The 26,819-nt window shown below is 72.8% G+C and carries 17 protein-coding genes and 1 riboswitch; of the genes, 5 read left to right on the plus strand and 12 right to left on the minus strand.

Annotated elements, in window-relative coordinates; translation table 11 throughout:
• Positions 1-61: 61 nt before the first annotated feature.
• The 4 genes from ACZ6ZT_RS13190 to ACZ6ZT_RS13205 all read right to left on the minus strand — a co-directional run bounded on the left by ACZ6ZT_RS13190 (position 62) and on the right by ACZ6ZT_RS13205 (position 4,826).
• Positions 62-727, minus strand: coding sequence for a GntR family transcriptional regulator (locus ACZ6ZT_RS13190; RefSeq protein WP_469718857.1), 666 nt, complete (start codon positions 725-727; stop codon positions 62-64).
• 195 nt (positions 728-922) lie between these two features.
• Positions 923-1,717 (minus strand): M23 family metallopeptidase, encoded by a 795-nt coding sequence (locus ACZ6ZT_RS13195; RefSeq protein WP_469718860.1) that lies wholly within the window; start codon positions 1,715-1,717, stop codon positions 923-925.
• 12 nt (positions 1,718-1,729) lie between these two features.
• Positions 1,730-1,889, minus strand: a riboswitch (cyclic di-AMP (ydaO/yuaA leader).
• A gap of 190 nt (positions 1,890-2,079) precedes the next feature.
• Positions 2,080-3,447 carry a M16 family metallopeptidase gene (locus ACZ6ZT_RS13200; protein WP_469719075.1) on the minus strand — a complete coding sequence of 456 codons (1,368 nt, stop codon included), beginning with the start codon at positions 3,445-3,447 and terminating at the stop codon, positions 2,080-2,082.
• A 20-nt stretch (positions 3,448-3,467) separates the two neighbouring features.
• On the minus strand, positions 3,468-4,826 hold the full coding sequence (locus ACZ6ZT_RS13205) for a M16 family metallopeptidase (protein WP_469718862.1): 1,359 nt from the start codon (positions 4,824-4,826) through the stop codon (positions 3,468-3,470).
• A 241-nt stretch (positions 4,827-5,067) separates the two neighbouring features.
• On the opposite strand from ACZ6ZT_RS13205, the gene ACZ6ZT_RS13210 reads away from it, so the two are divergent.
• Positions 5,068-7,524 carry a DNA gyrase/topoisomerase IV subunit A gene (locus ACZ6ZT_RS13210; protein WP_469718864.1) on the plus strand — a complete coding sequence of 819 codons (2,457 nt, stop codon included), beginning with the start codon at positions 5,068-5,070 and terminating at the stop codon, positions 7,522-7,524.
• A gap of 122 nt (positions 7,525-7,646) precedes the next feature.
• Positions 7,647-9,848: a restriction endonuclease gene (locus ACZ6ZT_RS13215; protein ID WP_469718866.1), complete on the plus strand. Its 2,202-nt coding sequence runs from the start codon at positions 7,647-7,649 to the stop codon at positions 9,846-9,848.
• A 67-nt stretch (positions 9,849-9,915) separates the two neighbouring features.
• On the opposite strand, the gene ACZ6ZT_RS13220 is transcribed toward ACZ6ZT_RS13215, so the two are convergent.
• Together ACZ6ZT_RS13220 and ACZ6ZT_RS13225 are read right to left on the minus strand one after the other, a co-directional pair.
• Positions 9,916-11,055, minus strand: coding sequence for a CobW family GTP-binding protein (locus tag ACZ6ZT_RS13220; RefSeq protein ID WP_469718868.1), 1,140 nt, complete (start codon positions 11,053-11,055; stop codon positions 9,916-9,918).
• A 14-nt stretch (positions 11,056-11,069) separates the two neighbouring features.
• Complete coding sequence (locus ACZ6ZT_RS13225; protein WP_469718870.1) at positions 11,070-12,221, minus strand: citrate synthase; 1,152 nt, start codon at positions 12,219-12,221, stop codon at positions 11,070-11,072.
• 69 nt (positions 12,222-12,290) lie between these two features.
• Here ACZ6ZT_RS13225 and ACZ6ZT_RS13230 point away from each other — a divergent pair, with 69 nt between their 5' ends.
• Complete coding sequence (locus ACZ6ZT_RS13230) at positions 12,291-13,532, plus strand: citrate synthase (RefSeq protein WP_469718872.1); 1,242 nt, start codon at positions 12,291-12,293, stop codon at positions 13,530-13,532.
• A 28-nt stretch (positions 13,533-13,560) separates the two neighbouring features.
• Here the strand turns inward: ACZ6ZT_RS13230 and ACZ6ZT_RS13235 are convergent, their stop codons facing one another.
• The 6 genes from ACZ6ZT_RS13235 to ACZ6ZT_RS13260 form a co-directional block, all read right to left on the minus strand.
• Positions 13,561-15,228 carry a glycoside hydrolase family 13 protein gene (locus tag ACZ6ZT_RS13235; RefSeq protein WP_469718874.1) on the minus strand — a complete coding sequence of 556 codons (1,668 nt, stop codon included), beginning with the start codon at positions 15,226-15,228 and terminating at the stop codon, positions 13,561-13,563.
• 10 nt (positions 15,229-15,238) lie between these two features.
• Positions 15,239-16,114 (minus strand): carbohydrate ABC transporter permease, encoded by an 876-nt coding sequence (locus ACZ6ZT_RS13240; protein WP_469718877.1) that lies wholly within the window; start codon positions 16,112-16,114, stop codon positions 15,239-15,241.
• 26 nt (positions 16,115-16,140) lie between these two features.
• Entirely contained in the window at positions 16,141-17,115 is a 975-nt protein-coding gene (locus tag ACZ6ZT_RS13245; RefSeq protein ID WP_469718881.1) for a carbohydrate ABC transporter permease, read from the minus strand.
• 100 nt (positions 17,116-17,215) lie between these two features.
• Positions 17,216-18,622 (minus strand): ABC transporter substrate-binding protein, encoded by a 1,407-nt coding sequence (locus ACZ6ZT_RS13250; protein ID WP_469718883.1) that lies wholly within the window; start codon positions 18,620-18,622, stop codon positions 17,216-17,218.
• A 239-nt stretch (positions 18,623-18,861) separates the two neighbouring features.
• Positions 18,862-19,878, minus strand: coding sequence for a LacI family DNA-binding transcriptional regulator (locus tag ACZ6ZT_RS13255; RefSeq protein WP_469718886.1), 1,017 nt, complete (start codon positions 19,876-19,878; stop codon positions 18,862-18,864).
• Positions 19,879-19,992: 114 nt separating this feature from the next.
• Positions 19,993-24,279, minus strand: a complete 4,287-nt coding sequence (locus ACZ6ZT_RS13260) for a discoidin domain-containing protein (RefSeq protein ID WP_469718888.1) — start codon at positions 24,277-24,279, stop codon at positions 19,993-19,995.
• Between the two features lie 215 nt (positions 24,280-24,494).
• On the opposite strand from ACZ6ZT_RS13260, the gene ACZ6ZT_RS13265 reads away from it, so the two are divergent.
• Both ACZ6ZT_RS13265 and ACZ6ZT_RS13270 read left to right on the plus strand, forming a co-directional pair.
• Entirely contained in the window at positions 24,495-26,111 is a 1,617-nt protein-coding gene (locus tag ACZ6ZT_RS13265; RefSeq protein ID WP_469718890.1) for an ATP-binding protein, read from the plus strand.
• Positions 26,108-26,812, plus strand: coding sequence for a DUF7342 family protein (locus ACZ6ZT_RS13270; protein WP_469718893.1), 705 nt, complete (start codon positions 26,108-26,110; stop codon positions 26,810-26,812). The genes ACZ6ZT_RS13265 and ACZ6ZT_RS13270 overlap by 4 nt, the downstream gene beginning before the upstream one ends.
• The last annotated feature ends 7 nt before the right edge of the window (positions 26,813-26,819 follow it).

The raw sequence follows: 26,819 nt of genomic DNA on the forward strand, positions 1-26,819 counted from the left end.
CACAACCGCCACGCTATTCCTGTGGGCGCGGCCGTCCGCCCTTTTGTATACGGGATCCCTGTTAATACCGGCCGCCCGCCGTGTTTACGGCAGGTTGCGAAGTCCTCACCCGCGGCCGGTGCGCCCCGGCCGCCCGCTGCGCGTGCAGCGTCGTGAGCCCGGCGGCCCGCTCCGCGTCCCCGCGCGCCACCGCGTCCACGATCGCCCCGTGCTCAGCCCAGGAGTCCGCCGGCCGCGCCGGGGCCTCCACCACGTACATCCAGGCGATCTTGCGCCGGGTCTGGGTCAGCAGCGCGATCAGCCCGGGACTCGCCGAGGCCTGGACGAGCGTCTCGTGGAACCAGCCGCCCAGTGCCCGCAGATCCTGCCCCTGGCCCTGACGGGCCCGCTCCTGGCCCAGCCTGACCAGTCCGCGCAGCACCTTGAGGTGCGCCTCGGTGCGCCGCCGGGCGGCCCGGGAGGCGGCCAGCGGTTCGAGCAGCGTCCGCAGCTCCAGGAGGTCGGCCGCCTCCTGCGCGGTCGGCTCGGCCACACAGGCGCCGGCGTGCCGCCGCGTGGTGACGAAGCCCTCGGACTCCAGGGTGCGCAGCGCCTCGCGGACGGGGACGCGCGAGACCCCGTAACGGCGGGCGAGCACCTCCTCGGTCAGCCGGCCGCCCGGACCGAAGAAACCGGAGACGATGTCGTCGCGGATCGCTGTGCACACCGCGTGCGCCGGAATACGCAAGGCCGGACCTCCGCTGGATTATCCGCCGGCACCTTCGCCGGATTCGTGACCGTGCCGCGACTCTATTGCAGCACACGATAATTTCCGATGTCGGGCCGATATCCGGAACATTTCGCCATGGAAGGGGGGCGGACCGGGGAACACGAAGAAGGCCCCGGCTCGGAAGCCGGGGCCTTCTTTCGGGGCGCGTGCGCGTCAGACGCCGACGCCGTGGCTGCGCAGGTACGCCAGCGGGTTGATGTCCGAGCCGTACTGCGGGCCGGTACGGGCCTCGAAGTGCAGGTGCGGGCCGCTGGAGTTGCCCGTGGAGCCCGACAGGCCGATCTGCTGGCCGGCGGTGACGCTCTCGCCGACGGAGACGTTCAGCGAGTTCATGTGGCCGTACTGGGTGTAGGTGCCGTCGTTGTGCTTGATGACGACGTTGTTGCCGTACGCGCCGCCCCAGCCGGCCTCGACGACGGTGCCCGCGCCCACGGCGTGGACCGAGGTGCCCTCGTCGGCGTGGAAGTCGATGCCGGTGTGGCTGCCGGAGGACCACATGCCGCCGCCGGCGCCGTACTGGGTGCTGACGTAGGAGCCCTCGATGGGGGCGACGAAGGTGTTGAGGCGCTTGCGCTCCTCGTCGCGGGCGGCGCGCTCGGCGGCCTCGCGCTCGGTCTTCGCCTTGGCCTCGGCGGTCCGCTTGGCCTCCGCGGCGCGCTGCTTCGCGTCGGCCTCGGCCTGCGTCCGGGCGGCGACGGCCTCGGCGGCGGCCTGCTGGGTCTCGGCCTGGGCCTTGAGGTCGTCCTGGAGGCCGTCCGCGACGACGATCGCGTTCTGGCCGGTGTCCTCGACGGACGGAGCGCTGTGGTCCGCGGCGAACGCGGGAGCCGCCACGGCGGCGACCACGCCCGTGGTGGCGAGGGCGGCTATACCGGCGTAACCGGCGGTCTTGCGGCTCAGACGACTGGAACCACGGTGCTTACCGGCGACACGACTGCCATACGCCATGAAGGGGGTGATCCTTTCCTTCCCTCTCGCCTACCGGGTTAGCTGACGGGTTCGGAGCAGGAAGGTCTCCTACGGATCTCCTCTGGCGAGGCGGTCCGATTCACCCCAGGGACTGATGTGGGTCCCCGGCTCCCCAGGCTCGCGCCTGACGGGGACTCGGCGATCGCTGTCCGGTGCCGCGGGTGCGGCGGGCACAACTGACGGACAGCACGCCCGACGCTAGGCGGATCATCAGTCAATCGCCAAACACACGAGCCCTTTTGTTGCGTACGCCACACCCCATACCCGCAACCACACCGTGAAACAGACAAAAGGGGTTCTGGCGGACGATCCGCCGGAACCCCTTTTCCCGTGACGCTCCGTCAGTTCGTGACGACGGTGACCTCTCCGATGCCGAGGGCCCGCACGGGCTCCTCGATCTGGGCCGCGTCACCCACCAGGACGGTGACCAGCCGGTCCACCGGGAAGGCGCGCACGACCGCCGAAGTGGCCTCCGCCGTACCGGTTTCGGCCAGCCGTGCGTACAACCGCGCCTGGTAGTCGTCCGGGAGCTCCTGCTCCACCTGGTCCGCGAGGGTGCCCGCGACGGCCGCGGCCGTCTCGAACTTCAGCGGGGCGACGCCCACCAGGTTCTGCACGGCCACGTCGCGTTCGGCGTCGGTGAGGCCCTCCGCGGCGAGCGTGCGCAGCACCTTCCAGAGGTCCTCCAGCGCCGGGCCGGTGTTGGGGGTGTCCACCGAGCCGCTGATGGCGAGCATGGAGGCGCCCTTGCCGTCGGCGGTCGAGCGCAGCACCTGGCCGAACGCCCGCACCCCGTAGGTGTAGCCCTTCTCCTCGCGCAGCACCTTGTCCAGGCGGGAGGTGAGGGTGCCGCCGAGGCAGTACGTGCCGAGCACCTGCGGCGCCCAGACCAGGTCGTGCCGGTCGGGCCCGATCCGGCCGATCAGCAGCTGCGTCTGGACCGCTCCGGGCCGGTCCACGATGACGACCCGGCCGGTGTCGTCGGCCGTCACCGGCGGGACCGGGAGCGGCTCGGCGGTGTCGCCGGTCCAGGCGCCGAGGGTGTCGGCCAGGACGGCGTCCAGGTCGATGCCGGTCAGGTCGCCGACGACCACCGCGGTGGCGGTGGCGGGGCGCACGTGGGCCTCGTAGAAGGCGCGTACGGCCGTGGAGTCGATGCGGGCGACGGTCTCCTCGGTGCCCTGGCGCGGGCGGGACATGCGCAGGCCGGCCGGGAACAGCTCCTTGGAGAGCTGCTTGGCGGCGCGGCGCTGCGGGTTGGCCAGCTCGTGCGGGATCTCGTCGAGCCGGTTGCGCACCAGCCGGTCGACCTCGCCGTCGGCGAAGGCCGGCGCGCGCAGCGCGTCGGCGAGCAGGCCGAGGGCCTTGTGCAGGCGGGAGGCCGGGACCTCCAGGGAGACCCGCAGACCGGGGTGGTCGGCATGCGCGTCGAGGGTGGCGCCGCAGCGCTCCAGCTCTGCGGCGAACTCCTCGGCGGAGTGCTTGTCGGTGCCCTCCGACAGGGCGCGGGCCATGATGGTGGCCACCCCGTCGAGGCCCTCGGGCTCGGCGTCCAGCGGGGCCGCGAGGTTGACCTCGACCGCGACGACCTGCTGGCCGGGGCGGTGGCAGCGCAGCAGGGTCAGGCCGTTGGCGAGGGCGCCGCGCTCGGGGGCGGGGAACGCCCACGGCTTGGCCTCGCCGGCCTCGGGGCGCGGGTGGAAGGTCATCGTGACGGCTGCGGTGTCGCTCACTGCTCCGCCCCTTCGGTCTCGTTCTCGTCGGCGGCGGACGCGTCGGGCTCCTCGGAGCCGGGCAGCGGCTCGTACACGAGCACCGCGCGGTTGTCGGGGCGCAGCCGGGCCGCAGCGACGGCCTGCACCTCCTCGGCGGTGACGTCCAGTACGCGCTGGACGGCGGTCAGCGCCAGCTGGGGGTCGCCGAACAGCACGGCGAAGCGGCACAGTTCGTCGGCCCGGCCGGCGACCGTGCTCAGCCGGTCCAGCCACTCCCGCTCCAGCTGCGCCTGGGCGCGCTCCATCTCCTCGGCCGTGGGGCCCTCGGCGGCGAACCGCGCGAGCTCCTCGTCGACGGCCGCCTCGATGGCGGGCACCTCGACGCCGCTGGAGGTCTTGACGTCCAGCCAGCCCAGCGAGGGCGCCCCGGCCAGGCGCAGCAGGCCGAAACCGGCCGCCACGGCGCTCTGGTCGCGGCGTACCAGGCGGTTGTGCAGGCGGGAGGACTCGCCGCCGCCCAGCACGGTCAGCGCCACGTCGGCGGCGTCGCACTCACGGGTGCCGTCGTGCGGCAGCCGGTAGGCGGCCATCAGCGCGCGGGCCGGAACCTCTTCGACGATCTCCTCGCGCAGCTGCCCGCCCATGACCTCGGGGAGCGAGCCGTCGCGCGGGGCCTGCTTGCCGTCGTGCGCCGGGATGGTGCCGAAGTACTTCTCGACCCAGGCCAGCGTCTGCGCGGGGTCGATGTCGCCCACGACCGACAGGACGGCGTTGTTGGGCGCGTAGTACGTACGGAAGAAGGCGCGCGCGTCCTCCAGGGACGCGGCGTCCAGGTCGGCCATGGAGCCGATCGGGGTGTGGTGGTACGGGTGGCCCTCGGGGTAGGCGAGGGCGGTCAGCTTCTCGAACGCGGTGCCGTACGGCACGTTGTCGTAGCGCTGGCGGCGCTCGTTCTTCACGACGTCGCGCTGGTTCTCCATGGACTCCTCGTCCAGGGCGGCCAGCAGCGAGCCCATGCGGTCCGCCTCCAGCCACAGGGCGAGCTCCAGCTGGTGGGCGGGCATCGTCTCGAAGTAGTTGGTGCGCTCGAAGCTGGTGGTGCCGTTCAGGGAGCCGCCGGCGCCCTGGACCAGCTCGAAGTGCCCGTTGCCCGGTACGCTCGCCGAGCCCTGGAACATCAGGTGCTCGAAGAGGTGAGCCAGACCGGTCCGCCCCTTGACTTCGTGGCGCGAGCCGACGTCGTACCAGAGGCAGACGGCGGCGACCGGGGTGAGGTGGTCCTCGGACAGCACCACGCGCAGGCCGTTGGCCAGCCGGTGCTCGGTCGCTGTCAGGCCGCCGGAGCCGGCCTGAGCTGTGGCCGTGTGACCCATGGGCATGTGGTCCCTTCGATCGCGATGCAGAGATTTCTGTCAGACCTGCCACTGTATGCAAGCGCGCCGACCGCCGGAGAAGTTCCCCGGTCCGCCCCTTGGACTCCGTCCGGGGGGTCGCCCGGGGTCGGAGTCGGCGTTGTCGGTGCCTCGGGCCACAATGGTCCGCGTCGCCACCGGCCGGACGGCCTCCGTCCGGCACCCCGTACACACCGATTTTTGGTTAAGGAGCCGCGCAGCGATGGCCCGCCGCAGCACGAAGACCCCGCCGCCGGAGGATTTCGAGGAGAGGATCCTCGACATCGACGTCGTCGACGAAATGCAGGGCTCCTTCCTCGAGTACGCGTACTCGGTGATCTACTCCCGTGCCCTGCCGGACGCCAGGGACGGCATGAAGCCGGTGCACCGGCGCATCGTCTACCAGATGAACGAGATGGGCCTGCGCCCCGACCGGGGCTACGTCAAGTGCGCCCGCGTCGTCGGCGAGGTCATGGGCAAGCTGCACCCGCACGGTGACGCGTCGATCTACGACGCCCTCGTGCGGATGGCCCAGCCCTTCTCGATGCGGCTGCCGCTGGTCGACGGCCACGGCAACTTCGGTTCGCTCGGCAACGACGACCCGCCGGCCGCGATGCGTTACACCGAGTGCCGGATGGCCGACGCCACGTCACTGATGACGGAGTCGATCGACGAGGACACCGTCGCCTTCGCCGCCAACTACGACGGCCAGGAGCGCGAGCCCGTCGTCCTGCCGGCGGCGTACCCGAACCTCCTGGTCAACGGCTCCTCCGGGATCGCCGTCGGCATGGCCACCAACATGGCCCCGCACAACCTGGGCGAGGTCATCGCGGCCGCCCGCCACCTGATCCGCTACCCGGAGGCCGACCTCGAAGCGCTGATGCGCTTCGTGCCGGGCCCGGACCTGCCGACGGGCGGCCGGATCGTCGGACTGTCCGGGATCAAGGACGCCTACGAGAAGGGCCGGGGCACCTTCAAGATCCGCGCCACCGTGGCGGTGGAGGACGTCACCCCGCGCCGCAAGGGGCTGGTCGTCACCGAACTGCCCTTCACGGTCGGCCCCGAGAAGGTCATCGCCAAGATCAAGGACCTGGTCGGGTCGAAGAAGCTCCAGGGCATCGCCGACGTCAAGGACCTCACCGACCGCTCGCACGGCCTGCGCCTGGTCATCGAGATCAAGAACGGCTTCCACCCGGAGGCCGTGCTGGAGCAGCTGTACAAGCTGACGCCGATGGAGGAGTCCTTCGGCATCAACAACGTCGCGCTGGTCGACGGCCAGCCGCTGACGCTGGGCCTCAAGGAGCTGCTGGAGGTCTACCTCGACCACCGCTTCGAGGTCGTCCGGCGCCGCAGCGAGTTCCGCCGCGGCAAGCGGCGCGACCGGCTGCACCTGGTCGAGGGCCTGCTGGTGGCCCTGGTCGACATCGACGAGGTCATCCGGATCATCCGGGACAGCGACAACTCCGCCCAGGCCAAGGAGCGCCTGATGGAGCGCTTCTCGCTGAGCGAGGTCCAGACCCAGTACATCCTGGACACCCCGCTGCGCCGCCTCACCCGCTTCGACCGGATCGAGCTGGAGTCCGAGCGCGACCGGCTGACCGGCGAGATCGACGAGCTGACCGGGATCCTCGACTCGGACGCCGAACTGCGCAAGCTCGTCTCCTCCGAACTGGCCTCGGTCGCGAAGAAGTTCGGCACCGCGCGCCGGACCGTGCTGCTGGAGTCGGCGGGCACGGCGGTCGCCGCGGTTCCGCTGGAGGTCGCGGACGACCCCTGCCGGGTCCTGCTGTCCTCCACCGGCCTGCTGGCCCGTACGGCGGGCGGCGACCCGCTGCCCGAGGAGGAGGGCGGCTCCCGCGCGAAGCACGACCTGATCGTCTCGCAGGTGGCCGCGACCGCCCGGGCCGACGTGGGCGTGGTGACCTCGTACGGACGGCTGCTGCGGCTGTCGGTGATCGACCTGCCGCAGCTCCCGGACACGCACGCCGCGCCGAACCTGGCGGGCGGCGCCCCCGTCGCGGAGTTCCTCTCCGGGCTGGAGGCCGACGAGACGGTGGTCTGCCTGACCACCCTCGACGAGTCCTCGCCGGGCCTGGCCCTCGGCACCGAGCAGGGCGTGGTCAAGCGGGTCGTGCCGGACTACCCGGCGAACAAGGACGAGCTGGAGGTCATCACCCTCAAGGAGGGCGACCGGATCGTCGGCGCGGTCGAGCTGCGCACGGGTGAGGAGGACCTGGTCTTCATCACCGACGACGCCCAGCTGCTGCGCTACCCGGCCGGCCAGGTGCGCCCCCAGGGCCGCCCGGCGGGCGGGATGGCGGGCATCAAGCTCGCCGAGAACGCCAAGGTGATCCACTTCTCGGCCGTGGACCCGGCGCGGGACGCCGTGGTCTTCAGCGTGGCCGGCTCGCACGGCACGCTGGACGACTCGGTGCGCTCCGGCAAGCTGACCCCCTTCGACCAGTACCCGCGCAAGGGACGGGCCACGGGCGGCGTGCGCTGCCAGCGGTTCCTGAAGGGCGAGGACGTGCTGGTCCTGGCCTGGGCGGGGAACGCCCCCGTCCGCGCGGCCGCCGCCAACGGCACCCCGGCCGCGCTGCCCGCGCCGGACCCGCGCCGCGACGGCTCGGGCACGCCGCTGCCGGCGACGGTCGAGGCGCTGGCGGGAGGCGTGCTCTAACTACGGCGGCCCCCTCGGGGGGCGGCCGTGGAGGCGGGCGGTCCGGGCGGTTGGCGGGCCGCCCGTCCCGTGTCCCGACTACTGTTTTCCCGGTACGCGCGGGTGGGGGGAGAGCAGCACTGATGAGTCGTCGGGCGAGCGGTCTGATCGGGGTCTGGGCCGAGGCCCAGCGGCAGCAGCAGCGGACGCAGGTGATCCAGCAGCGCGAGGCCGAGCAACGGCGGCGGACCTACGAGCGGGACGCGGCCCGGGACCGGCGCGAGCAGCAGGCCGCCTACAAGCAGCACCGCGAGGCCGAGGCGCGGCGGCGCACCGAACGGATCGAGGCCGAAGTGGCCGCCCTCCAGGGGCTGCTGGCGGCGGGCTGCCGGGCGCCGGCGTTCCGGATGTCCGCCCTGGTGCGCGAGGAGCGGCTCGCGCCCTTCGACCCCGGCGCCCTCGCCCACCCGGTGCCGATGCCGCAGCTCCACCAGTTCCAGCAGCACGGCGGCGGCCGCCCCCTCGGCCCGGGCCGCCGCGCGCAGGCCGAGCGCGAGGCGCACGACCGGTACACGCACGCCTGGCAGGCCGCGCACGCCGCCGAGCAGGAGCGGCTGCGGCAACTGGCCTCGTACCGGCAGCAGTACGACCGCTGGGCCGCCGAGCAGCTCGCCGGGATCCGCCGCCACAACAGCGGCCTCGCCGAACTGGCCGACGCCCTGCGCGCGGGCGATCCCGAGGCGGCGGTGGAGTACTTCTCGGCGGCCCTGTACGCCTCCACGGCCTGGCCCGAGGAGCTGCCCCGCCAGGTGTCCGCGGCCTACGATCCGGCGGCGCGGCAGCTGGTGCTCGACTGGGAGCTGCCCCGCTACGAGGCCGTACCGGAGACGAAGTCCGTACGGTACGTGGCCGCCTCGGACCAGGACCGGGAGACGGCCCGGCCCGCCACGCAGCGCCGGGCGCTGTACCGGGACCTGCTGGCCCAGTGCGTGCTGCTGGCGCTGCGCGAGGTGTACGCGGCCGACGAGTTCGGTGCGCTGGACTCGGTGGTCGTCAACGGATTCGTGGACGCCCCCGATCCGGTGACGGGCCGGGAGGCGCAGATCGTCCTGGCCACCGTGCAGGCCCCGCGGGCGGCCTTCTCGGAGCTCCGGCTGGAGCAGGTGAGCGCGGTGGACTGCCTGACCGACGGGCTGCGCGGGCAGCTGTCGGCCCGGCCGGACCAGCCGGCCGCCGTACGGCCGGGCCGTCGGCCGGGCGAGGTCGGCGGCAGCGGCGGCGTGGTCAGCCACGGCGGGCACGGGGAGGAGAGCGGGGACGAGCCGGACCTGTTCCTCATGGACCCGATCGCCTTCGAGAACCTGGTCGCCGAGCTGTTCCGGGCGATGGGCATGGAGGCGGTGACCACGCAGCGCTCCGGCGACGGCGGCGTGGACGTGGAGGCGCTGGACCCGGCCCCGATCCGGGGCGGGCGGATCGTGGTGCAGGTCAAGCGCTACCGCAACACCGTCCCGCCGACGGCGGTGCGGGACCTGTACGGCGCGGTCCAGGACGCGGGGGCGAACAAGGGGGTGCTGGTGACCACCTCGTCCTTCGGGCCGGGGTCGTACACCTTCGCCAACGGCAAGCCGCTGGAGTTGGTTCCCGGGGCGGAGCTGGTGGAGCTGCTGCACCGGTACGGGCTGCGCGGGCGGCTCGGCGGCGGCCCGCAGGGCCGGGCGGTACCGGCGCAGCGGGCGGCCGGGGTCGCGGCGGGCGCAGTCGCGGCGGGCGGGCCGGACACCGGGCCGGACACCCTGCCCGACGCCCTGGCGCACACCGCGCCGGACACCACACCGGGCGCCGCGCCGCCGGTGGCGGCCGGCCGCAACGTGCTGGGCATGTCCTGGTCGGGGCGGGTCGCGCTCGACGTGTGCGCGCTGGTCTGCGAGGGCGGCCGGGTGCTGAGCGAGGACCACTTCGTCTTCTTCAACAATCCGCGCACCCCGGACGGCGCGGTGCGCTCCCGCCCCCACACCGCACCCGACAAGGCGGCCGTCGAGGTCGGCTTCGACGAGCTGCCGCGGCGCGCCGACCGGCTGGTGCTGGTCGCCGCGATCGACCCGGAGGTCAATCCGGACGCCGACCTTGCGGGCTTCACGGACGCCCGGATCCGGCTGCTGGACGCGGCGGGGGCGGAGCTCGACCGGCTGGAGGTCTCCGACGGCCGGGCGGGCGAAACCGCCCTGGTCCTCGGCTCCTTCCGGCGGCGCCCGAACGGCGACTGGAAGTTCGTGATCGGCGGCAAGGGCTACCGCGGCGGCCTGGAGGCCCTGCTCGGCGAATACGGCATCGAGGTGGCCTGACGCTCGCCCTCCCGCCGGCCGACGGCCGGCCCGGATCCGCGTACGGGGGTCCGGGCGTGGCCGCGCCTCACTCCTCGGGGCCGTCCTCGTTCCCGTCCACGTACCGCAGGACGCCCCACATGCTCTCCGGCGGCGCGTCCTGCGGCGCCTCCTCCCGGCAGGCCTCCAGTTCGCGCAGCAGGGCCGGGACGTCGAGGGCGGAGCCGATCAGGACGAGCTGCGTGCGGGGCGGCTCCCCCCGCCCCCAGGGGCCGGGGGCGAACCTCAGGAAGCGGCCGACCGCGTGGACCTCGTAACGCTCCTGGTGGCCGGGCACCCCGAACCAGACGAAGCCCTTGATCCGGTAGAGGCCGGCCGGGCGGCGGTCGAGGAAGGCGATCAGGCGGCGCGGGGAGAGCGCCGCGTCCGAGGTGAACTCGACGGACTCGTAGGCGGCGTGCAGGTGCCCCGCGTGTCCGTGCGCGTCGTCGCCGTCACCGTCGCCGTGCTCGCCGTGCTCGTGGTCGCGCTCCTCCGCGAGCAGGTCCTCGAAGGAGAGCTGCCCCCGGGTCCGCTCCCAGGGCCGCCGGTCGAAGAGCAGCTCCGGGTCGATCCGGCCGTGGTCGGCGCCGATCACGGGGATGCCCGGGGCGCGGAGCCCGTCGAGCACGCCCTCGATCCGGGCCCGTTCGGCGGCGTCCACCCGGTCGGTCTTGTTGAGCACCACCAGGTCCGCGACGCCCAGATGCCGGTCGGTCTCCGGATGCGCGGCCCGGGTCGCGTCGAACTCCGCCGCGTCGACGACCTGGACCAGGCCGCCGTAGCGGACGGCCGGGTTCTCGTTGGCGATGAGCATCCGGACCATCTCCTGCGGCTCGGCGAGCCCGCTGGCCTCGACGACGATCACGTCGATGCGGTGCTCGGGCGCGGCGAGCTTCTCCAGGTACGCGTCCAGCTCGCTGCCGTCGACGGCGCAGCACAGGCAGCCGCCGCCGAGGGAGACCATCGAGTCGCCGACCTGTCCGGCCACGGACATCGCGTCGATCTCGATCGAGCCGAAGTCGTTGACGACGACCCCGATACGGGTCCCCGCCCGGTGCGCGAGCAGGTGGTTGAGGAGGGTGGTCTTGCCGGAGCCGAGGAATCCGGAGAGGACGACGACCGGGACGGTCCGGGCGGGCGTCGGGGCGGTCCGGGCGGAGGAGGGAGCGGGCTGCCTGCTGTTCACCCGGACGATCGTAGTCAGCCCGCGGCGGGGACCGGCTCGGGCGGGGTGGGGCCGGCGTAGCGGGCGGCCGGCCGGATGATCTTCGAGTCGGCGGCCTGCTCCAGCACGTTGGCGCTCCAGCCCACCACGCGGGCCGCACAGAAGGTCGGGGTGAACATCGTGCGGGGCAGCCCGCACAGCTCCATGACCACGCCCGCGTAGAACTCCACGTTGGTGTGCAGCTCGCGGCCCGGCTTGAGCTCGGCGAGGATCTCCTCCACCTGCCGCTCGACCTCCACGGCGAAGTCCACGAGCGGCCCGCCGAACTCCAGCGCGATCTCCCGCAGCATCCGCGAGCGCGGGTCCTCGGTGCGGTAGACGGGGTGGCCGAAGCCCATGATCCGCTCGCCGGCGAGGACGCGTTCGCGGATCCACGGCCCGATCCGGTCCGGGGTGCCGATCGCGTCCAGGGTGTCCAGGGCCCGGCTGGGCGCGCCCCCGTGCAGCGGTCCGGAGAGCGCCCCGACGGCCCCGGTCAGGCAGGCGGCGACGTCGGCGCCGGTGGAGGCGATCACGCGGGCGGTGAACGTGGAGGCGTTGAAGCCGTGGTCGACGGTGGAGACGAGGTAGCGCTCGATGGCGCGGGCCCGCACCGGGTCCGGCTCCCGCCCGGTCAGCATGTACAGGTAGTTGGCGGCGTACGGGAGGTCGTCGCGCGGGTCCACCGGCTCCAGGCCCTGCCCGAGCCGGTACAGCGCGGTGAGCAGCGTCGGTACGGCGGCGCAGGCGGCGAGCGCGTCGGCGGCGCGGCGTTCGGGGTCGAGGTCGTAGACGGGGCGGAAGCCCGCGGTGGCGCCGAGCAGCGAGAGCGCGGTGCGCAGTCCGGCGAGCGGTCCGGAGAGGGCGGTGGCGCGGGCGAGGGCGGGCAGCGCGTCGCGGACCGGGGCGGGCAGGTGCCGCTGCGCGGCGGTCTCGGCGGCGAAGGCGTCCCGTTCGGCGCGGCCGGCCGGCAGGGCGCCGCGGAACATCAGGTGCCAGACGTCCTCGAAGGTGCGGCTCGCGGCGAGCTCGACGGCCGAGTACTGGCGGTAGTGGTAGAAGCCCTCGCGGCCACGGACATCACCCAGTGCGGTCTCGGTGACCACGACTCCCGCGAGGCCGCGGGGTACATCGACGGTTGCGTTCATGCATTGACCATCCATGATGGATGGAATCCTTGTCAACATTGATTCAATCAATATATGTAGGGTGGCATCATGAAGGACGAGTCGGAGGTCGGACGGCGGATCGGCACCCGGGAGGCCGCCGAGCTGCTCGGCGTGAAACCGGCCACCGTGTACGCGTACGTGAGCCGCGGCCAGCTCACGAGCCGCCGGGACGCGGTCGGGCGCGGCAGCACCTTCGACGCGCGGGAGGTCGAGGAACTGGCCCGGCGCAGCCGCCGCGAGGCCGCCGGACGCTCCCCGGCCGGGGAACCGTCGGTGCGCACCTCGCTCACGCTCATCGAGCCGGACCGCTACTACTTCCGGGGCGTCGACGCCGTCGAGCTGGCCTCCCGGTACCGCTACGAGGAGGTCGCCGAGTTCCTCTGGACCGGCACGCTGGTGCCCGGGGCCCGGTTCACCGCGCCGCCCGAACCGCTGGCCGCCGCCCGGCGGGTGGTCGCCGCCCTGCCTGAGCACAGCGGGCCCATCGACATGCTGCGGGTGGCCACCGCCGCGGCGGCCGTCGCCGACCCGCTGCGCTTCGACCTGTCCCCCGAGGCGGTCCAGGGCTCCGCGCGCTGCCTGATCCCGACGCTGGTCGGCGCCCTGCCGACCGCCGGGACCGGCCACCGCCGGAGCGGCCCGGTCGCCTGGCGGCTGTGGCGGCGGCTGACCGCGCGGGAGCCCGACGAGGCCTCCCTGGACGCCCTCGACCTGGCGCTGGCCCTGCTCATCGACCACGACCTGGCCGCCTCCACCCTGGCCGTACGCGTGGCCGCCTCCGCCCGCGCCCATCCGTACGCGGCCGTCTCCGCCGGACTCGGCGCGCTCGAAGGTCCCCTGCACGGGGTCGCGGGACGGCTCGCGCACCGCACGCTGACCGAGGCGCTGGAGCGGGGCGGCGCGGCCCCCGTGGTCGCCGACCACCTGCGGGCGGGGCGGCGGATCCCGGGGCTCGGGCACCGCCTCTACACGGGCGAGGACCCCCGGGCCACGGCCCTGTTCGCCCGGCTGGAGACCATGCCCCACGCGGCGCCCGCGCTGGCCGCGGCCCGCGAGGTGGTGGCCACCACGGCGAGCCGGCAGCCCGGCCTGCACGCCAACGTGGACCTCGCCCTGGCGGTGCTCACCGTCTCCTGCGGGATGCCGGCGGAGGCCGGGGAGACGGTGTTCGCGGTGGCGCGGACGGCCGGGTGGATCGCGCACGCGCTGGAGGAGTACGGGGAGCGGCCCCTGCGCATGCGGCCGAGCGGCCATTACGACGGCCCCCGCCCGCCCCGGCCGGTGCCGTAAGGGCGGGGGTGGCGGTCCGGCCGCGGCGTCAGGTCCGCAGCCAGACCGCCGTGTCCGGCCCGAGCAGCCCCGCCCCGTCCAGCGGGGCACTGCCGAGCAGGACGTCCGTGTGCCCCGGCAGCGGGACCGGCGCGGCGGAGAGGTTGACCACGCACAGCAGCCCGTCGGGCCGGGCGAAGGCCAGCACCCCGGGCGGCGCCTCCCGCCACTCCAGCGAGCCCCCGCCGAAGGCGCCGGCCTCCCGGCGCAGCCGCAGGGCGGTCCGGTAGAGGGTCAGCATGGAGTCCGGGTTCCCCTCCTGACGGTCGGCCGCGTACGAGGCCCAGTCCGCGGGCTGGGGCAGCCAGGGGTCGTTCCACGGCTCGGCGGTCCACGGCAGCGGCACCCGGCAGCCGTCGCGCCCGGGGTCGGTGCCGCCGGAACGGAAGTGCATCGGGTCCTGGATGCGGCCGACCGGGATCTCCGCCTCGGGCAGCCCCAGTTCCTCGCCCTGGTAGAGGTATACGGAGCCGGGCAGGGCGAGCGTCAGCAGCGCGGCGGCACGCGCCCGCCGGGTGCCGAGCGCCAGGTCGGTCGGGATGCCGAAGGCCTTGGCGGCGAAGTCGAAGCCGGTCTCCGCGCGCCCGTAGCGGGTCACGGTCCGGGTCACGTCGTGGTTGCACAGCACCCAGGTGGCGGGGGCCCCGACGGGCGCGTGCTCGGCGAGGGTCTCCGCGATGGAGGCGCGCAGCCGCTCCGCGTCCCAGGGGCAGCTGAGGAAGCCGAAGTTGAAGGCGGTGTGCAGTTCGTCGGGGCGCAGGTAGCGGGCGAAGCGCTCGGAGTCGGGCAGCCAGACCTCGCCGACGAACACGGCGTCATAGGCGTCGGCGACGGCCCGCCAGGAGCGGTAGACGGCGTGGAGTTCGTCCCGGTCGATGTAGGGGTGTGACTCCCCCGCGGCCGGTTCCGCGCCCGCGCCGGGTCGCGCGCCCGCGCCGGGCGCCGCCGCCCCCGCCCCGGCCCCCGCCCCGGGGCCCGGCCACGGCCCCGGCGGCCGGCCGGCCAGGTCGGGCAGGGCCGGGTCCTTGCAGAGCAGCGCGGCCGAGTCGATCCGTACGCCCGCGACGCCCCGCTCGAACCAGAAGCGCAGCACCTCCTCGTGCTCCCGGCGGACCTCGGGGTGGTCCCAGTTGAGGTCGGGCTGCTGCGGAGTGAACAGGTGCAGGTACCACTCGCCGTCGGGCGTACGCGTCCAGGTGTCGGCGCCGTTGAACTGCGAGGGCCAGTCCCCGGGCGGCAGTTCGCCGTGCTCGCCCCGGCCGGGGCGGAAGTGGAAGAGCCGCCGCTCGGGGCTGCCGGGACCGGCGGCGAGGGCGGCTCGGAACCAGGGGTGCCGGTCGGATACGTGGTTCGGGACGATGTCGACGATGGTGCGCAGGCCCAGGCCGAGGGCCTCGGCGATCAGTTTCTCCGCCTCGGCGAGGGTGCCGAAGGCGGGGTCGATGGTGCGGTAGTCGGCGACGTCGTAGCCGCCGTCGGCGAGCGGGGAGAGGTACCAGGGGGTGAACCACAGGGCGTCCACACCGAGCGCGGCGAGGTAGGGCAGCCGGGCCCGGACGCCCGCGAGGTCGCCGGTGCCGTCCCCGTCCCCATCGGCGAAGCTTCGTACGTACACCTGGTAGATGGCGGCCGAGCGCCACCAGTCGGAAGCCGGCACGTCGATCCTTTCAGCCCTTGAGGGAACCGGCCGTCAGGCCGCCCATGATGTTGCGCTGGAAGATCAGGAAGAGGATGAGGGTGGGTGCGGAGGCGATCACGAGGGCGGCGGTGAGGTGGTTCTCCGGGACGCCCCGGGAGAGGGAGTAGATGCCGACGTTGAGGGTCTGCAGGGCCGGGTCGGGGAGGGTGAGCATCGGCCAGAGGAAGTCCTTCCAGACGCCGACCACCGCGAAGATCGACACGACGCCGAGGACGGGCCGGGACATCGGCAGGACCACCGAGCGCAGCGTCCGCAGGGCGCCCGCCCCGTCGATGGCGGCGGCGTCGAGGACCTCGCGGGGGATGGAGTCGAAGAACCGCTTCAGCAGAAAGATGCTGAACGCGTTGGTGACGGACGGCAGCCAGATCACCCAGGGCGAGTCCAGCAGGTTGCGCTCGACGATCGGCACGTCCAGGACGGTCAGGTACTGCGGGACGACGAGCACGGCGGCCGGGACCATCAGGGTCGCCAGCATCATCCCGAGGACGGCCTTGCCGAGGACGGGGCGCAGCTTCGACAGCGAGTAGGCGGCTGCGACGTCGAGCACGAGCTGGAAGAGCAGCGCGCCCACGGCGTAGTACAGGGTGTTCGCGAGCAGCCGGGCGAGGTCCATGACCTGCCAGGCCGCCGAGTAGTTGGCGGTGCGTACGGAGTGCGGCACCAGGGTGGGCGGGACCCGGGCGAACTCCTCGGTGCTCTTGAGGCCGCCCGCGGCCATCCAGTAGAGCGGGCCGAGGAAGACGAGGGTGAACCCGGCGACGACCAGGGCGAGGACGCTCCAGTAGAGGATCCGGCCCCGGGGGCGGCTCCACCGGACCGGGGAGATGAGGGTGCGCTCGGCCATGCGGGGCTCCTGGTCTCTGGTCGTCGTCAGCTCTGGTCGTCGCGGCTGAGGCGGGCGTACGCGGCGGAGAAGCCGCCGAGGACGACCAGCAGGCACAGCCCGAGGGCCGCCGCGGCGCCGTACTGGTTGAAGCTGAAGGCGTACTGGTAGATGAGGACGACCACCGTGGTGGTGGCTCCTTCGGGGCCGGCGCCGCCGGTCAGCAGGAACGGTTCGGCGAAGATTTGCATGGTCGCGATCACCTGCATCAGCAGCATCAGCGAGAGGACCAGCCGGGTCTGCGGAATGGTGACGTGCCAGATCTTGCGCAGCAGCCCGGCCCCGTCCAGCTCGGCGGCCTCGTACAGCTCGCCGGGGATGCCCTGGAGGGCGGCCAGGTAGATCAGGGTGGCGCTGCCCATGTTCATCCAGGTCGAGGCGAGGACGACCGACAGCATGGCGGTGTCGGTGGACTGCAGCCAGTCCTGGGCGGGCAGGTGCAGGAACTCCAGGATCCGGTTGAAGAGCCCGTACCCGGGGTCGTACAGGTACTTGAACAGCAGGACCGAGGCCACCGGCGGCATCATCACCGGCAGGTAGACCAGCAACCGCAGGTAGCCGCGGGCGTGGCGCAGTTCGCCGAGGACGAGGGCCGCCACGAAGGGCACCGCGAAGCCGAGGACCAGCGCGAGACCGGTGAAGAGCAGGGTGTTGCGCCACGCCTGCCAGAAGCCGGGGTCGTGGAAGACGTACGAGAAGTTGTCCCAGCCGACCCAGCGGGTGGCGCGGCCCTCGGTCTTCTGGAAGGCCAGCAGGAACTCCCGGACCATCGGGTACCAGGAGAAGAAGCAGAAGCAGAGCACGGCGCCGATCAGGAAGCCGTGGGCGGTGAGGTTGCGCTTCAGCGCCCGCAGGAACGCCGCGCGCCGGGCGGGCGCGGGCGGGCGGCGGGGCGTGGGGGCTGGCCGGGGCGCCTTCGGGGGGCCGGCGGGAAGGGGGGCTCGCAGGGGGGTGGCCGGCATCGCCGCTCTCTCCTTGCTGGGTCGTCGTCGCCGTCGGTGGTACGTACGGTCGCCCACGCGGGCACTGCCGCGGGCGGGAGGGGCCCGGGCGGCCCTCCCCCTAGCGGTCGGCCAGCACCTGGTTGACCGCCTTCTCCGCCTCGGCGAGCAGCCGCGCCGCGTCGGCGTCCTTGCTGGTGAGAACCCCCGACATCACCTTGTCGAGCACCTTGTAGACCTCCTGGGCCTTCGGCGGCTCGGCCTTTCCGGGCACCGGGTTGTCCAGGAAGCTCTTGAAGTTGGCGACCGGCATCGTGGCGCTCGCGGCCTTCAGTCCGTCGTCCTTGGCCTTGCTGGCGCCGGTGAAGAAGGCCGGCTGCGGAAGGCCGACCGGCAGGCCGTCGGCCTTGCTCCGGTCGTATTGGAACTGCCCCTTGCCGACCGCCAGGGTCTTGAAGTTCAGCCAGGCCACGGCCGCCTTGATCTTGTCGGGCGAGCTGCCCTTCTTGATCAGGTACCCGTTGCCGCCGGCCAGGGTGGACGCGCCGCCGGGCATCGGCCCCATCCCGAAGTTCTCGTACTTCGCGCCCAGTTGCTGGACCATGTACGTGATGTCGTCGGGCGCGGCGAGGAACATGCCGAGCTTGTCCGAGGCCATCTGCTTCTGCAGATCCCCCCACTTGAGCAGCTGGGTCTTGCCCATGCTGTCGTCCTCCCAGCGCATGGCGTGGAGGTTGTCGACGATCTCGCGGCCGGTCGCGTTGTTGAAGGCCGCCTTGCCGTCGGCGCCCACGACGTCCCCGCCGAGGCCGTACAGGGTGGCGGTGTAGTGCCAGCCGCCCGTGTTCTCCACGCTGTACTCGCCGAAGCCGGCGGTGCCGCCCCCCAGTGCGGCGATCTTCTTCGCGGCGGCCCGGACCTCCCCCCAGGTGCGCGGTGGGGTGTCGGGGTCGAGGCCGGCGTCCTTGAAGAGCTTCCGGTTGACCAGCAGACCCATCGTGTAGTTGCTGGTGGGGAGGCCGTAGAGCTTGCCGTCCTGCTTGAGGACGTTCAGGACGCCCGGGTCGATGTCGCCGAGGGCGGGGACCGAGCGGGGCGTCACGTACGCCGATATGTCCTCGGCGCCGTCGTTGTCCAGCACTTGCTGGAGGTCGGTGAAGTAGGCGTAGAAGACGTCCGGCTGGGACTTGGCCTTGAGCATCGCGGTGAAGCGCGGCGGCTCCAGGCACTGGCCGGGGGTGGAACGGCCCTCGATGGTGACGTGGGGGTACGTCTTGTTGAACTCCGCCACGTCCTCCTTCCACTCCTTGAGCTCCGCCGCCTTGGCCGCGGGCGGCATGCAGTCGATGGAGAGGGTGACCTTGGTCTTCGGGTCGAGCGGCGCGGAGGCGTCGGCGCCACCGCCGCCACCCGACTGCCGCGCCTTCGGGTCGTCACCGCTGCTGCTGGTTCCGCAGGCCGCGAGGGCGGTGACGGCGAGCGCGGAGACCAGGGCGGCCGCGACGTTGCGGCGGGCTTGCGTTCTCATCGGTGGACCCCTTCGAGCTTCGGGCAGGAGGCGTGGGGGCGAGCGCGGCACACTCAACCACCGCCCACAGATGAACGCAATATCCCGCGCAGAATTTGCAAGCAATCGACAGTCCGAGCCTTCCTCATCACATCCAGGACGCAAAAAGCTCCGGACACCCTGCGGGGCGTCCGGAGCCTGAAAACCGGGAGAAGAGAGGCGATGTCCGCGCGGGTCCGCGCGCGCGTCCGGCGCGACGCCTAGGAGGCGGCGCGGGGCGCTTGCGCGGTGGAGCCGCGCACGACCAGCTCCGGCTCGAAGAGGAGTTCACCGGGCTGTACGGCGGCGCCCTGGATCTGCGCGGTGAGCAACTCGACGGCGGCCCGCCCCATGGCCTCGATGGGCTGGCGGACGGTGGTCAGCGGGGGCTCGGTGCAGTTCATGAACGCCGAGTCGTCGTAGCCGACCACGGAGACCTCGCCGGGGACGTCGAGCCCGCGGCGGCGGGCGGCGCGTACGGCTCCCAGGGCGAGCGGGTCGCTCGCGCAGATGATGCCGGTGACCCCGCGGTCCAGCAGCCGGGAGGCGGCGGCGTGTCCGCCCTCCAGCGAGAACAGGGTCCGTTCCACGTGCGCGGCGGGCAGCTCGGCGCCGGCCGCGGCGGCGACGCACTGGGCGGCCACCAGCTTGCGCAGCGAGGGGATGTGGTCGGCGGGCCCGAGCACGAGGCCGATCCGCTCGTGCCCCAGGGAGGCGAGGTGGCGCCAGGCCTGCTCGACCGCGACGGCGTCGTCGCAGGCCACGCAGGGGAAGCCGAGGTCCTCGATGGAGGCGTTGATGAGCACGACCGGGACCTTGCGCTCCGAAAGCAGCCGGTAGTGCTCGTGCGGGGCGTCGGCCTGGGCGAAGAGGCCCCCGGCGAAGACCACCCCGGAGACCTGCTGCTGGAGGAGGAGTTCGACGTAGTCGGCCTCGGAGACCCCGCCGGTGGTCTGGGTGCACAGCACCGGGGTAAGACCCTGCTGGGCCAGGGCTCCGCCGATGACCTCGGCGAAGGCCGGGAAGATGGGGTTCTGGAGCTCGGGCAGGACCAGACCGACCAGCCGGGCCCGCTCCCCGCGGAGCTGGGTGGGGCGCTCGTAACCGAGGACGTCGAGCGCGGTCAGCACGGACTGCCGGGTCGCCGCCGAGACACCCGGCTTGCCGTTGAGTACCCGGCTGACCGTGGCCTCGCTGACACCCACCTTCTTCGCCACTTGAGCAAGTCGTCGCGTCATGCGCGCAAGACTAGCGCAAGAATTGCAAGCGGCTTGCGTCCTGTGGACAACGGGCCTGGGGACTACGGGCGGGGGGCGCCCCGGGGCAGTCCGCCCCGGGGCGCCCCCACCGCGCTACGGCAGCTGGTTGATCCGGAAGGTCGACGTCGTGTTGCGTACGTCGACGGCGTTGTCACTCGTCCTCAGGTTCTGGATGGTGACCTCGCCGACTGCCGGACCCTGCCCCGCCTCGGGCATCTCGTTCGCCCACAGGCCGAAGCCCGACTTGGCGTCGAAGGCGTCACCCCTCTTCTTCGCCCCGGTGATGGTGATGTCCTTGAGGACCGTGTCCTTGATGGGATTGACGGGCTGACCTCCGATGTACTGCGTCTGGAACATGATCCCGCTGTACGTCGGATCGACGATGTCGACGTTGTTGATCCGGATGCCCTGGAACACCTTCGAGGCCGAGAAGAGCCAGATCCCCGGGAAGGTCTGCGCGCCCCAGAAATGGCCGCCGGAGCGGACGACCGAGATGTTCTCGAAGGTCGTCGGATCCGTCCCGAAGCCGTTCATCGGGTACCCGAAGTCCAGCGAGCTGATGGTGATGCCGGAGTAGACGAGGGTGTCGGCGATGTGGATGTTGCGGAAGGTGTTGTTGTAGCCGCCGTAGACGGCGACGCCGGCCGCACGCCAGGTCAGGATCGTGGTGAGGTTCTCGTAGACGTTGTTCTTCATGTCCGCGCCGCCCGCGTCGATCGCGGAGAACAACGCGAAGCTGTCGTCACCCGTGGCCCGCGCCTCGTTGTTGGTCACGAGGTTGTCGGTGCTGCCGTTGGTCATGTTGATGCCGTCGGCGAACAGGTCACGGATACGGGAGTTCTTGATGGTGATCCGGTCCGTGTTGGCGCCCCAGTAGAGGCAGACCATGTGCTCGTTCCAGACGTTGTCGATGGTGATGTCGGTGACGTTCGCGAAGTCGAAGACCTTGCCAGGGCCGTCGATCCGCGAGGTGTAGTTGCCGAAGTAGGAGAACCCGGAGAAGGACGAGCCCTTCGCGGTGCCCTCGGCGCGCCAGCCGATGTCGGTGTTGTCCTGGGACGCGGGCGCGTGGAAGCGGGTGAACCACGGCCCCGCGCCGGCCACCTGCACCGCCTTCCCGTAGACCTGGAACTTGCTGGCGGTCTCGTACGAGCCGGCCGGCAGGTAGACGCCGACGAGCTTGCCCGTGGTGTCCATGCGGACCTTGTCCAGGGCGTTCTGCACGTCCTGGTGGCTGAAGCCGGCGGGCACGGTGTAGGTGGCCGGGTCGGGGTTGGGGATCTCCGTGGCCCGCTCCAGGCTCACGAAGTCGATGGCGTAGGTGCTGGTGTTGGCCGCGTCCTTCTGGAGCCGGATCCTGCTGCCCGCCGGGACGGTCTCGCCGAGCAGGAGGTTCGCCTCGTCGTAGATGTGCCGGGGAGCTCCCGCGCTCGGCGCGTTGCCCGGCGAGGCCTCCGCGCCGTACAGCCAGGCGTACTTGGAGGTCAGCGGCATGGCCTTCTTCAGGGTGCCGTTGACGTAGACGTCGAGGGTCGCGTCGATCCCCCCGCCGCCCGGGGCGTCCGGGACGGAGAAGCGGGTGACCAGGGTGTTGGTGGCGGCCCTGGTGGTGAACTCCACGTACTCGCCGGTCGCGTCGAGGTGGACGGCCCTGCGGCCGGAGGCCTCGCCCGCGATGTCGCCGATGGTGCGGTTGGGGCCGAGGACCTGGGCGCCGCCGCCGACCGCCGCGTCCTCCGCCTCGTACATGTCGAAGGGCATGTTCGCCCCGCGTCCGACGAAGAAGGGCCGGGTGGAGGTGTTGTTGGCCCGCTTGACGGGCAGCTCGTTGGCGTCGTCCGCCAGCACCAGCTTGACGGTGTACCGGCCGTTGGCCGCGGGCCAGCTGCCGAGCGCGACCGGGGCGCTGGAGGCTCCGGCCGCGAGGCCGCCCGTGAAGGAACCGGTCAGGGTACGGACGGTCGCGCCGCCCGCGTCCTGGAGGGTGAGGGTGACCGGGTGCGGGCCCGCGGCGGCGGCCACCGTGCCCTGGTTCTTGACGGTGACGGTGAAGTTCACCGCCTGACCCGCGGCCGGGGCGCTCGGTGACCAGCTCACCGCCGAGGCCACCAGGTCGGAGCTGTCGACGGGCCGGATGACCAGCGGCGCGCCGGTGAGGGTGTTGTTGCTGTCGTTCTGCTCGACGACCGCGTTCGCCTCGTCGACGACCGCGTCGAGCGGATACGTTCCTGCTTCCCGCACGCCGATCCCGGCGGTGACGGTCGCGCTCGCCCCCGCCGCGAGCGCCGGCACCGCGGCGGTGCCCACCTTCGTGCCGCCGAGCCGGAAGGTGACGGCGCTGGCCCCGGCCGGGGCGGTGCCGCTGTTCTTGACGGTGGCCGACAAGGTGACGGGATCCGACTCGACCGGGGCCGACGGAGCCGCGCTCAGCGCGGTGACCACCAGGTCCGGGTTGGGCGCCGGGACGCCGATGATCTGGAACTCGGCGACCTGGCCGTTGGAGGAACCGGTGTTGGCGGTGAAGCGGAGCTGGACGTCCGCGACGCGCGCGGTCAGCGGCACGGTCACGGTGTTGCCGGACGCCGGGTCGAAGACGTAGTCCCGGGCGGCGATCAGGCTGGTCACGCCCTGGGCCCCCTGCTCCCGGCCGAGGACCTCGAAGGTCTGGGTGCGCCGGCCCCAGGCGCTGTCCGGGTTCAGCTTCAGGACCAGCCGGCTGATGTCGGCGTTGGCCCCGAGCGCGACCGTCAGCGTGCTCGGATAGGCTCCGGCCGCGCCCTCCCAGTAAGTGGCGGTGTCGTTGTCGTTGGCGTTCTCCGCGACGAACGTGTGAACCACCGAACTGCCCGTGACGGGCTTGTCGACGGCCAGGTTGGAGCCGCCCCCGCCGCTGCCGTTGCGGGTCACGGCGTTGCTGTCGCCCGAGCGGTTGCCCGCCGCGTCCTTGGCCCGTACGTAGTAGGTCACCGTCGCGTCGGCCGGCTGGGCGTCGGTGTAGCCGGTGGCGCTGCCCGCGACTGTCGCGCGCAGCACGTTGTTCGCGTACACCTCGTAACCGGTGACCCCCACGTTGTCGGTCGACGCCTGCCAGCCGAGTTTGATCTGGCCGGCCGCCGGCTCGGTGAGGGTGAGGGACCCGGGGGCGGTCGGGGCCTGGGTGTCGCCGGTCGCGCCGGCCCGGGTGACGGAGTTGCTGTTCGGCGACTGGTTCCCGGCCGCGTCCTTGGCCCGTACGTAGTAGGTCACCGTCGCGTCGGCGGGCTGGGTGTCGGTGTAGGTGGTGACGCCGCCCGCGACCGACGTCCGCAGCACGTCGTTGGCGTACACGTCGTAGCCGGTGACGCCGGTGTTGTCGGTGGCGGCCTGCCAGCTGAGCGTGATCTTCCCGGTGGCGGGCTCGGTGTAGGCGAGGCCCGTGGGGGCGCTGGGCGGCTGGGTGTCACCGCCGGGCGGTCCGTATATCTCCAGCTCGGAGAGCTGGCCGGCGCCCTGCACGGAGTTGGCGGAGATCAGGACGCGGACGTAGCGGGTGGTGGCCGCGTCGAAGGCGAGGGTCACGGAGTTCGCCCCCGCGGCGTTGAACTCGTAGCCCTTGGCGGCGGTGAGGTCGGTGAAGGCGGCGCCGTTGGCGCTGCCCTGGATCTTCAGGGTCTGGGTCCGCGGGCCCCAGCTCTCGGGCAGCCGCAGGACGACGCGGTCGACGCGGACGGCGGCGCCGAGGTCGGCCTGGAGCCACTGCGGCAGGGCGCCTCCCGCGCTCTCCCAGTAACTGGCGGTGTTGCCGTCGTTGGCGTTGGCCGGGGCGTAGACCTGCGTCTGGCTGCTCGCTGTCAGGGCCTTGCCGAGGGCCAGGTTGGCGGAGGAGTCGCCGGCCGCGCGGGCTTCCAGCTCGGCGATCTGTGCGGCCCGCCAGCCGGTGTTGGCGGTGATGACGATGCGCACGTACCGCGTCAGGGTGGCCGGGAAGGTGATGGTCACCGTGTTCCCGGCGCCCTGGGCGAAGGTGTACGCGGCCGAGCCGACCAGGGTGCTGAAGCCGGTCCCGTCGGAGCTGCCCTGGACGGACAGGGTCTGGGTGCGGCTCTCCCCGGCGGCGGGGAGTTTCAGCACCACCTGGTCGACGCGGGCCGCGGCGCCGAGATCGGCCTGCACCCACTGGGGGAAGGTGGTGCCGGCGCTCTCCCAGTACGTGGACTGGTCGCCGTCGGTGGCGTTGGCGGCGGTGTACGCGCCGTTGCTGCTGCTCGCGGCCGCCGGGCGGCCGGCGGCGGCGCTCGGTCCGCCGGCGGCCGTGGCGGTGAGGGCCGGCCAGCCCAGCAGGAGCAGGGCCGTACTAACGACGGCGGCCAGGGCCCGCCACCTCCAGGTGTGCCTTCTCATATGTCCTCGTCCCTCGACATGAGTTTTCCGAACCAGATGAGACAGGAATTTGCGTGGTGCGGTGCGACAATTGCAGAGCCTTGCTCAGTCGTCCACACCTCCGACCGCACCAATCGGCTCGCATCACTTGCGCAAGCTGGACGCAATTCACGCAAGCGGTTTGCGTAGCCGGGAGAGATTCCGCTTAGGCCGCCGCCGACCTACGGTTGCTAGTCATGCGGTTCCTCCCCACCCGTGTCCGGCGCCTCGGGCTGCCCCGACGGGCCGTCTCGCAGATCCTGCTCACCCAGCTGGCCATCGCCGCCGGGGTCCTCGTGCTGGCCACCGGACTCTTCCTCGCGCCGCTGAGCGCACAGCTGGACGACCAGGCCATGCGACGCGCCCTGGCCATCGCGCAGAGCACGGCGGCGGACCCGTCCCTGGCCACCGACCTGCTGCGCTCCGGCCCGACGGCGGACTCCCCCGTCCAGGCCGCAGCCGAACGGATCCGCAGCGCGACCGGCGCGGAGTACGTGGTCGTCCTCGACCTGCACGGCATCCGCCGCTCGCACCCCAGCCCCGCCCTCATCGGGCTCCCGGTCTCCACCGACCCCGGCGACGCCCTGGCCGGCCGCGACGTCATGGAGATCGACGAAGGCACCCTGGGCCGCTCCGCCCGCGGAAAAGTCCCCCTGCTCGCAGCCGACGGAGAGATCGTCGGCGCCGTCTCGGTCGGCATCGCCTACGACAGCGTGCGCGAGCGGCTGCTCGGCGCCATCCCCGGCCTGCTCGCCTACGCGGGCGGCGCCCTGGCCGTGGGCGCCCTCGCCGCCTACCTGCTGTCCCGCCGGATCCAGCGACAGACCCGGGACCTGGCCTTCTCCGACATCGCCGGACTCCTCGCCGAACGCGAGGCGATGCTGCACTCCATCCGCGAGGGCGTGATCGCCCTCGACGAGGACGACCGCGTCCGGCTCGTCAACGACGAAGCCGCCCGCCTCCTCGGCCTCACCCCCGACGCCGCCCGCACCCTCACCGGCCGCCCGCTGGACGAGGTACTCGGCCCCGGCCGCACCAGCGACGTCCTGGCCGGCCGCGTCACCGGCCGGGACCTGATCACCGTCCAGGGCCCCCGCGTCCTGGTCGCCAACCGCATGCCCACCGCGGACGGCGGAGCCGTCGCCACCCTGCGCGACCGCACCGAGGTGGAGCACCTGAGCCGCGAGCTGGACTCCACCAAGGGCCTGATCGACGCCCTGCGCGCCCAGGACCACGAGCACGCCAACCGCCTCCACACCCTCCTCGGCCTGCTCGAACTCGGACTGCACGAGGAGGCCGTCGACTTCGTGAACGAGGTCGCGGGCGTGCACCGCGCCACCGCCGAGCAGATCACCGAGAAGGTGCGGGACCCGCTGCTCGCCGCCCTGCTGGTGGGCAAGGCCACCGTCGCCGCCGAGCGCGGCGTCCCGCTGCGGCTGGCTCCGGCCGCGTTCCTCCCCGACCGCCTGGTCGAACCGGGCGGGCTGGTCACCATCCTCGGCAACCTCGTCGACAACGCCCTGGACGCGGCGGCCGGCTCGCCCGCGCCCCTGGTGGAGGTCGACCTCCGCGCCGAGGGCCGCACCGCCGTCCTGCGGGTGCGCGACAGCGGCCCGGGCATCCCCGCCGCGCGCCGCGAGGAGATCTTCACCGAGGGCTGGTCGACCAAGCAGCCCGAGGCCCACCGCGAGCGCGGGCTCGGTCTCGCCCTCGTACGCCGCCTCGCGGAGCGGCAGGGCGGCAGCGCCCGGGCCGCGGAAGCAGCGGACGGAGGGGCGGAGTTCTCCGTCGTACTCCCGGAGGCCCTGCGATGAACGAGACCCCGGTCATCCACGTATTGGTCGTCGACGACGACGTGCGTGTCGTAAGGATCAACGCGGCGTACGTGGCGCAGGTTCCCGGATTCCGGGTGGCCGGCCGGGCCCATTCGGCGGCCGAGGCCCTGGAGTTCGTCACCGCCCATCCCGTGGACCTGGTCCTCCTCGACCACTACCTGCCGGACGGGAACGGCCTCGACCTGGTGCGCCGCCTGCGCCAGCTGGGCCACCACACCGACGTGATCATGGTCACGGCCGCCCGGGACCTGGCCACGGTCCAGGCCGCCATGCGCCTGGGCGCGCTCCAGTACCTGGTCAAACCGTTCACCTTCGCCGGACTTCGCACCAGGCTGGAGGCCTACGCCGGCCTGCGCCGCTCCCTGGCCGGCGGCGGCGAGGCCGAACAGTCCGAGGTGGACCGGATCTTCGGCGCCCTCGCCGCCGCCGGCAGCGCGAACGAGCTCCCCAAGGGCCACTCCCCCACCACCGCGGAGCTGGTCCGCCAGGTCCTGCGCACCGCCGACGGCCCCCTGTCCACCCAGCAGATCGCCGACCGCGCCGGGATCAGCCGCCAGACCGCCCAGCGCTACCTCAAACTCCTCGACCGCGCCGGCCGCGTCACCCTGGCCCTGCGCTACGGCGAGACCGGCCGCCCGGAACACCGCTACGCCTGGGTCCCGTCGACGGGCGGCCCCTGAGAGCGCC

It is taken from the genome of Streptomyces sp. NPDC102258 (assembly GCF_055584685.1).